Raw genomic sequence first — 8118 nt, 5'->3', positions numbered from 1 at the left:
TGCTACACTGTAGATGCTCCCCATTCGACAAAGGCATATGAAGGCGGTGGTTCGCATGAGAGTCGGGGCTGCCCTGACGCTCGCTTCGCTCTTAGCTGTTTTTGGAATCGGACTCAATACCGACGCAAAGCCGGGTAACCGAAAAATGAGTGTGGCGGTTCGCTCTCATCATCACGATGCCCCGTGGCCACTGAAGACTAGCACCAAATCGACCTTCAGTGTAGATGGGGTGCCTCGCATCCTCGATGAGGAGACGGTGATTTATGCATAGGCTGAGAATGGCGGGTAGAGGCGACTGACATAGGCTCGCGACGCCTGATAGAGCGCATCCGTAAAGCCAAATTCGAAACGCCGAAGAAGCACGGCAATAGGGGCAAATAGTAAGGCTGACCGTCACCAGGACGCGGACGCTGTTACCGCTTCAGCGTTTATTTTCGCAGCGTGTTGGCACGATAGAGGCCTTGGCCGTATGCCATGCTAAGGTCAGAAAGAGAGATCCAAAGGAGCACAACAATGATCCGAAATCTGGTTATGAGCGCGATACTCGCACTGGCCCTGTTCGGGAGCATGGCGACCGCAAGCGCACAAGTGCCGCCTAACCGGGTGCCAACGGGTAACGGGTGCGACACCTACGGCGGTTCGAATGGGCCCGTCACCACATGCACCACGTAGTGCCAGCTTAAAGTGACAGCCCCCACCTCCACAGTGGCCCTGGGGGCGGCTGGGAAGGCGCCATACAGCGTCGAACTGAACCGGCTGATCCAGCTCGAAATGGAGGGGTCGGTCGGCTAAACGGACCCCCGCGGTGAGACGGGAGCGAGGAGATTTTGATTAGTCTCGATGACGAGTCTCCGCCGGCTCATGGGGTGAGGCAGGTACTTCGGCGCGGGCTTGAGCCAAAGTTTCCCTGCTCGCGAGTGGTAAACTTCATAGAATTAAGGAGGTTATAGCCATGCCCGCCAAACTGTTGCTGTACCATGAGGATGCCCGAAAGGCCCTGGAGCGCGGCGTGGAAAAGGTCGCCAGCGCCGTGCGCGTGACGCTCGGCCCGAAGGGCCGAAACGTCGTGCTTGAGAAGAAGTGGGGCTCGCCGACCATCACCAAGGACGGCGTCACCGTCGCCAAGGAGATCGAGCTTGAGGATCCCTACGAGAACATGGGGGCCCAACTCGTCAAGGAAGTGGCCAGCAAGACCAATGACGCCGCCGGCGACGGTACGACCACGGCCACAGTGCTCGCGCATGCCATCGTCAAGGAAGGTCTGAAGAACGTCGCCGCGGGTGCCAATCCCATGATCGTGAAGCATGGGATCGACAAAGCCGTCGAGGCCCTGGTGGAAGAGCTCAAGAAGATCAGCGTCCCCCTCGAGGGCAAGGAGCACATCGCCCACGTCGCCGGCATCGCCGGCAACGACCCCGAGATCGGCCGGATCATCGCCGAGGCGATGGACAAGGTTGGCAAGGACGGCGTGATCACCATCGAGGAGTCGAAGGGTGTGGAGACCACGGTCGAGGTCGTGGAGGGTATGCAGTTCGACCGCGGGTATATCTCCCCGTACATGATCACTGACGCCGACAAGATGGAAGCGGTCTTCGAGGATCCGTACATCCTCCTGACCGAGAAGAAGATCAGCGCGGTCAAAGACATCGTCCCGGTCATGGAGAAAGTGATACGGTTCGGCAAGCCGCTCGTGCTCATCGCCGAGGATGTCGAGGGCGAAGCCCTGGCCACGCTGGTGGTGAACAAGATGCGCGGCATCATGCCAGGTGCGGCGATCAAGGCCCCCGGCTACGGAGATCGTCGCAAGGCGATGCTCGGGGACATGGCGGTCCTGACCGGGGGCAAAGTGATCAGCGACGATATCGGCATCAAGCTGGAGAACGTTGAGGTCGAGATGCTGGGCCGGGCCGCAAAGATACGCGTGGCCAAGGAAGAAACCACCATTATCGAGGGGCGCGGGACCAAGAAGGATATTCAGGGACGGATCGCCCAGATCAAGAAGGAGATCGAAACCACCACCTCCGACTACGATAAGGAGAAGCTGCAGGAGCGCCTCGCTAAGCTCGCCGGCGGGGTGGCTCAGATCAAGGTCGGGGCCGCCACCGAGACAGAACTCAAGGAGAAGAAGCACCGGTTCGAGGACGCGCTGAGCACGAGCAAGGCCGCTGTCGAGGAGGGGATCGTTCCCGGAGGCGGGGTGGCCTTACTCAGCATCGCGAAAGCGTTGGACAAGGTGGATGCCGATGACGCCGACGAGAAGAGCGGCGTCAACATCGTCCGCAAGGCCATCGAGGAACCGGCGAAGTGGCTGGCCGCGAACGCCGGCATGGAGGGCGCGGTCGTCGTGGAGCGGATTAAGTCGGAAAAGCATGGCATCGGCTACGACGTCGCCGAGAACCGCTACACCGACATGCTGAAGGCCGGGATCATCGACGCGACGAAGGTCACGCGGCTCGCCCTCCAGAACGCCGCGAGCGTTGCGAGCCTGCTCCTCACTACGGAGGCGCTCGTCGTGGAGAAGGGCAAGAAGAATGCGGCGGCGGCGACCCCGGGCGGCTACAACCCGGAGGACATGGATATGTAGCCATCCAGCGTTCGTTGTGTCAGAGGGGGGCCGTGACGCCCCCCTGTTTTGTGGAGGCGCCCTAGTGACGCGCCGCGGGACTGGCCCGTTCGTCCGCCCGCGGGGAATCTCCGATATCGAACCCACAACGATTGTTGCTCCCCCCGAAGTCAAGGGTCACCGTCGCGGGGCGGCATGGGATGAGACCGCTCAGCATGAGCCATCTGCTGCCAGCCACGACATCATGAGGACTGTGCGCTGGCGGCTGCCACGGCCTGCCCGGTACCCGCGACCTTCTCAAACAGCGCCTTCAGAGCCGGTGGCTCGAGAACCTCTTCTCGGAGGAGCGCGTCCGCAATGTGCTCGAGCGCCGCTCGATGGGTCTGGAGCAGCTCGGCGACAAGGGCATGGGCGTCCGAGATCAGTCGTGCAGTCTCCCGGTCAATCCGGTCCGCAGTGGCCTCGCTGTAGTCGCGCGCCATTCCAAACGGCGTCACTGGAGCTTGCGGAGGCTCTAGCGCCAGGAGGCCCACCTCCGCACTCATCCCCCACCGTGTCACCATCTGCCGAGCCAGCGCCGTCGCCTGCCGAAGATCGTCTTCGGCCCCGGTCGTGCCTTCGTGGAACGCCAGCTCTTCCGCCGCGCGCCCGCCCAACAGCACCACGAGTCGCGTGAACAGGTAGGCCCGTGAATAGTTGTGGTGATCGGCAAGCGCGATCTGTTGGGTCGCCCCAAGCGTGCGCCCGCGCGGGACAATGCTGACCTTACGAATGGGATCGGCCTCCGGGGAGAGGATGGCCGCCAGTGCGTGACCGGTCTCATGGTAGGCGACGACACGCCGTTCGTCCTCGCCCATCCTCATCCCCGTCAGCCCGCCCATGACAATCCGGTCCTGCGCGTTTCCAAAGTCTTCCATGCAGACCTGGGTCGCACGTCGGTGCGCGGCGACGATCGCAGCCTCGTTGACGAGATTGGCTAGGTCCGCCCCTGAAAAACCGACGGTCCCACGCGCAATCACGTCGAGGTCCACGTCCGGGGCCAGCGGAATCTGCCGGGTATGGATCCGAAGGATCGATTCCCGCCCCGAGCGTTCCGGCAGCCCCACCGTCACCTGCCGGTCGAACCGGCCGGGGCGCAGCAACGCCGGATCCAGCACATCAGGCCGGTTGGTGGCAGCAAGAACGATCACGCCCTTCGTCGGTTCAAAGCCATCCAGCTCCCCGAGGAGTTGATTGAGGGTTTGCTCTCGCTCCTCATTGCCGGGAACCGCCGCGGCCCCCCGCCGACGCCCCACCGCATCGAGCTCATCGAGGAACACGATCGCCGGGGGTGAGGTCTTGGCTTGCTGGAAGAGATCCCGCATGCGCGCCGCTCCGACCCCGACGAACATCTCGACGAACTCCGTGGCGGTGGCACTGTAAAAGGCGCAGCCGGCCTCTCCGGCCACGGCACGGGCCAGGAGCGTTTTGCCGGTGCCGGGGGGACCCACCAGAAGGATCCCCTTCGGAATCCGAGCGCCGAGCGCTTGAAATGGCCGCGGGTCGCGCAGGAAATCCACGATATCCTGCAGCGAATTTTTCGCTTCGTCTTCCCCAGCAACGTCTTTGAAGGTCACCTTGGATTCTGCTTTCGTGTGGACTCGAGCGCGGCTCTTGCCAAACCTGAAGAGGCTCCCTTGCTGTTGCTGCACCCGCCGGCCCATATAGACGAGGAAGCCCACAACCAAGAGCACCGGCAGCGCGCTGATTATCACATCGACCACCCAGGGGTTTCCGGAACCGGCTGAGGTGACCGTGACATTGTGTGCGAGAAGCATCGGCCAAAGCGAGGGATCAGGGAATGGCGGAAGAACCGTTGCAAACGCAGTGTACGGTTGCTGCTCCTTGGTCTTGGTCCCGGGGGGCCAGAGGATCGGGTGCTTCACCGTCCCGTCAACATGCATCCCGACCGTGCTGATGGCGACGACGTTTCCACTCTCGACCTGCTGACGGAAGACGGTGTAGGGCAAGACGGCTCGCTGTGGGCCACGATGCATAAAGTATCCCACAAGGTTGAATGCAAGAAGCGCGAGGAGCATCCAAGTCCACGGGGGGACCCGTGGCCTTAGGGGTCCCGCAGCATCCTTCGGCCGATTAACCAAGTTTCACCCGCAACTGGTCTGTTTGAATGAACCCACGCTACTGCAAGTTCTATCACGCTTGGGTCGAGCAGTCCCCATACAGGCGTCGTGGAGCGGCTCTTCGACGGGGCTGCCCATGCTACCCAGCTTGCTTCTACCCTCTTTCAAATGGCTTTACAAGGCCATCATAGATGCGAAGAATCCGTTGCGCGACTGCGACTGCTGTGTGTTCGTCCATATTTCGTAGCGATGCCTGCAATGTGTCCTCGCCGGTGACTTGCGGCGAAACACTGGTGAGTTGGCTTAGGATCCACTCGTGGTCAGGGCGCAGCTCGGGGGGAAGATCCGCTGGCCGGATTGCGTGAATGGCGTGACATGCTGGGCGCACCCGCTCATGGATGGGCCAGCGACCGGTGACGAGCGCATCGATGGCCTCGTGGAACTTCTCGATAGCATACCCGATATTCATCTGAGCCGCGGGTTCCGCTCGGCACGCCTTGTTGTGATTCGTTCGCCGGTAGAAAGTATTGATCCTGTTTCTGATCTCCTGCGGCGATCGCCGGCTCACGTGCTACCGCCCTGGTTCTGCGGCGGGAGGCGCGGCTAGGGCGACTGGAACCCTGGCTCCCGGTGCCGGACAGGGTATGTGAGGGTAGCGGGGGAGGTCACCTCCTGAGCGATCCTGGACGTTCGAGGACCTTCTCCCTCCCGAGACGTGGGTGGGTCGCGAGTTCCGGGCACTTCGGATACCGGTGGGGAAAGATGAAACACCTGAGGTGTCGCTCTTGGTGCACTCCTGGAGGCTATTTGAGGGGTCCTGGAGCAGATCCCGGGAGGGAGGAAAGGCGTTGACGATGCTGCGGCGCCGACTATGGCGTGGGTTTGCCTGCGTTCAAGCCCTTCTAGGACGTCGTCTTTCGAGTTTGTCACTATGCCCCGAACACAAGTACATCTTGACGAGCTAGCCTATTTCGTAAGATATTCAAGCCCGTCGGCGCATGCTCGGCTTACATCAAAGCTAGGCTTTTGTTCCCCGGGCATTTTGTCCCAGCCGCCTTTCTCAATGAAGGCACTTCTCTCATAGGAACTTAGCGCCTTTAATTCTTTGAGTTTCTCTTTATAGTTTGGGTCCTTTATAAATTGGGCGACGCAGATCGCCGCCCGAGTCGCCAAGACCGCCTCTTCGGTCCTCTGTCGGCCGGTGCCGCCGGTTGTCCAACCGCCCCACACAAAGCCGGTGATCATTGTGATGACTGCCCCAAAAATAAGGCCCCAAACGCCAAACTTAACCTTCCCTCCAGCTTCTGGTTTCATTGATATACCTCGCTGAACTTGCCGCTTCTTCTCCCGTTCGTCCAGTTCTTCGCCCTTTTTCCGAATTCGTTCCTCTGGCGTGCTCAAGCGCATCCCTCCAGCGCTACCGCGTCCAGCGTAGCTCATTCGCGCGGGTCTGCTGAAACCCTCTCCGCTATCGGCTCTCGTCGAGCGCCTGCGTCCGGTTCTTCATCACGAGCCGAGGACAAACTTGCATCTCCCGTTCATGTGCGTGTCAACCCCGGAACTTTCGCCGCCCGTTTTGCCTCGGGACCCTTCAGTCAATCTCCACCTCTATCCCTTTCAGGATGACACGCTTGTCGTGGCCTTAGGCATCACAGTGCAGGGCGAGAAGGTCCTGATGGGCTTTGTGGAGACCGGCACGGGGGACAACGCGCCTTGCAGCTCGCCGTCGAACACCTCTGCCAGTTCCTCGGCCGACCAGGGCTCGTGCGTGGCCTGCTTCACCGCGGTAGGCTGCGATCTGGAAACCTCAATGGCAAAGCTGATTTAGGCCTTCAGTAACCCGTGTGGTGGGGCCAAAGGGACTGGATCGGGTGACCAAGGACGGCAAGAGCAAGCCACTTTCCTCCTGGAATTGACGGGAGGCAAGGCGAGCCTCAGGGACCCCGCTCCAAATCCGCCGAGTGGATCGACCGGACGGACTGGATCACCGGTCGAAAGTGACCTCGACAACCGATGCGTCTCCCAGTCGCACCGGGGGGATTGGGCTCCCAGCCGAGATCGCGACCCAAATCGTCACAGCCAGCGGGGACCGTCCACGCGAACGCGGCACACGGCCACCCCAAACTCGAGCGTTGTGGTGGTCGGCGCCGACCGGCCCGATGCACCGCGGGCACGCGGATCAGCATGCCTGCCAGCACGCCACTTTTAGCTCAGGGCAACGACCTCAATCTCGACCGCCGCGCCGTGGCGCAGCCTATCGACCTGCACCATCGAACAGGCGGGTGGATTCTCCTGGAAGTACTGCCAGTAGACCTCGTTCATGGCGCCGAAGTCATTCAGATTTCGCAGAAACACGGTCGTCTTGACGACCTTGTCCAGCGAGGATCCGGCCGCCTGGAGCACGGCCCTGATGTTTTCCATCACCCGCTTCGTCTGGACCCGGGTATCTCCCAGAACGAGCTGCTCGGTCCGCGGGTCGATCGCCACCTGGCCGGCAACGAAGACCAAACCGTTGGCCACGACGGCCTGCGAAGCAGGCCCGAAGGCTACCGGAGCCTGTTCCGTTCTTATGATCCGTTTCGGCATCGTGTCATCTCCTGTTTTGACGATCAGATTCACCCGTCCACGACACCGGGGCATCGCCTGTGGCCCACCCCCAGAGCACAACCTAAATTAGTTGGGCACGCTCTGGGTCCATCTCGGCGCCCGATGAAGACACTGAGGGATCGCCTCATTCTCGCGCAGGAGGGGACGGGCAAACAAACTACGCGGCGTAAGCGCCCGCGACACCGCCCAAGATCCTTCGTATCGCGCTTCTGTCCTTCACGGTCATCGCCGTGCGACATCCGCAAAGTTCGCAGAGCTAGCCCGAGCGTCGAACAACACAGCACCCTCTAGGACTTCTTCCTCGCGATGAGCACCTTCTTCAGGGTCTCGAGCTCCTCGAGCGCCCTTCCGGTCCCCAGCGCCACGCTGCCCAGCGGATCATCGGTGAGCGTCACCGGCATCCCGGTCTCTTCGGCGAGCAGCCGGTCGAGGCCGCGAAGCAGCGACCCGCCCCCGGCCATGACGATCCCGCGGTCGACGATATCGGCCGCGAGCTCCGGTGGCGTCCGCTCGAGGGTCATCTTCACGGCCTCTACGATGCCAGCGATTGGCTCTGCTATCGCCTCGCGGATTTCCATGCTGGTCATCCGCACGGTCCGGGGCAACCCCGAAACCAGATCGCGGCCGCGGACCGCAATCGTCTGCTCCTCGGGCTGCGGGAACGCGGAGCCCACGGCGATCTTGATGTCCTCCGCCGTCCGTTCGCCGATTAGAAGGTTGTACGCCTTGCGAGCGTACTGAATAATGGCTTCGTCCATCTCGTCCCCGGCGATCCGGAGGCTGCGCGCGGTCACAATCCCACCGAGGGCGATGATGGCGACTTCCGTC

At 61.8% G+C, this 8118-nt stretch carries 6 protein-coding genes; 2 read left to right on the top strand and 4 right to left on the bottom strand.

The annotated features are described in order from the left end of the window. Window positions 1-952 precede the first annotated feature (952 nt). Window positions 953-2584, top strand: a complete 1632-nt coding sequence (groL, locus tag VFP86_06285; protein ID HET8999237.1) for a chaperonin GroEL — start codon at window positions 953-955, stop codon at window positions 2582-2584. A 221-nt stretch (window positions 2585-2805) separates the two neighbouring features. Here the strand turns inward: groL and ftsH are convergent, their stop codons facing one another. Further along, the gene (ftsH, locus tag VFP86_06280) at window positions 2806-4641 is read right to left on the bottom strand and encodes an ATP-dependent zinc metalloprotease FtsH (protein ID HET8999236.1); all 1836 of its coding nucleotides are present in this window, start codon (window positions 4639-4641) and stop codon (window positions 2806-2808) included. A 1008-nt stretch (window positions 4642-5649) separates the two neighbouring features. Then, a complete protein-coding gene (locus VFP86_06275) occupies window positions 5650-6084 on the bottom strand; it encodes a hypothetical protein (GenBank protein HET8999235.1) in 435 nt (144 codons plus the stop codon). A 235-nt stretch (window positions 6085-6319) separates the two neighbouring features. On the opposite strand from VFP86_06275, the gene VFP86_06270 reads away from it, so the two are divergent. Beyond that, entirely contained in the window at window positions 6320-6511 is a 192-nt protein-coding gene (locus tag VFP86_06270; protein HET8999234.1) for a hypothetical protein, read from the top strand. A 377-nt stretch (window positions 6512-6888) separates the two neighbouring features. On the opposite strand, the gene VFP86_06265 is transcribed toward VFP86_06270, so the two are convergent. Continuing rightward, on the bottom strand, window positions 6889-7269 hold the full coding sequence (locus VFP86_06265; protein ID HET8999233.1) for a Rid family detoxifying hydrolase: 381 nt from the start codon (window positions 7267-7269) through the stop codon (window positions 6889-6891). A 308-nt stretch (window positions 7270-7577) separates the two neighbouring features. Next, the coding region (locus tag VFP86_06260) for a rod shape-determining protein (GenBank protein HET8999232.1) at window positions 7578-8118 on the bottom strand (541 nt) is incomplete at its 5' end.

The organism is bacterium, assembly GCA_035703895.1.
Lineage (GTDB): Bacteria > Sysuimicrobiota > Sysuimicrobiia > Sysuimicrobiales > Segetimicrobiaceae > Segetimicrobium.
The sequence above is the reverse complement of the archived record's forward strand: the minus strand, read 5'-3'. Positions and strand labels throughout refer to the sequence as shown.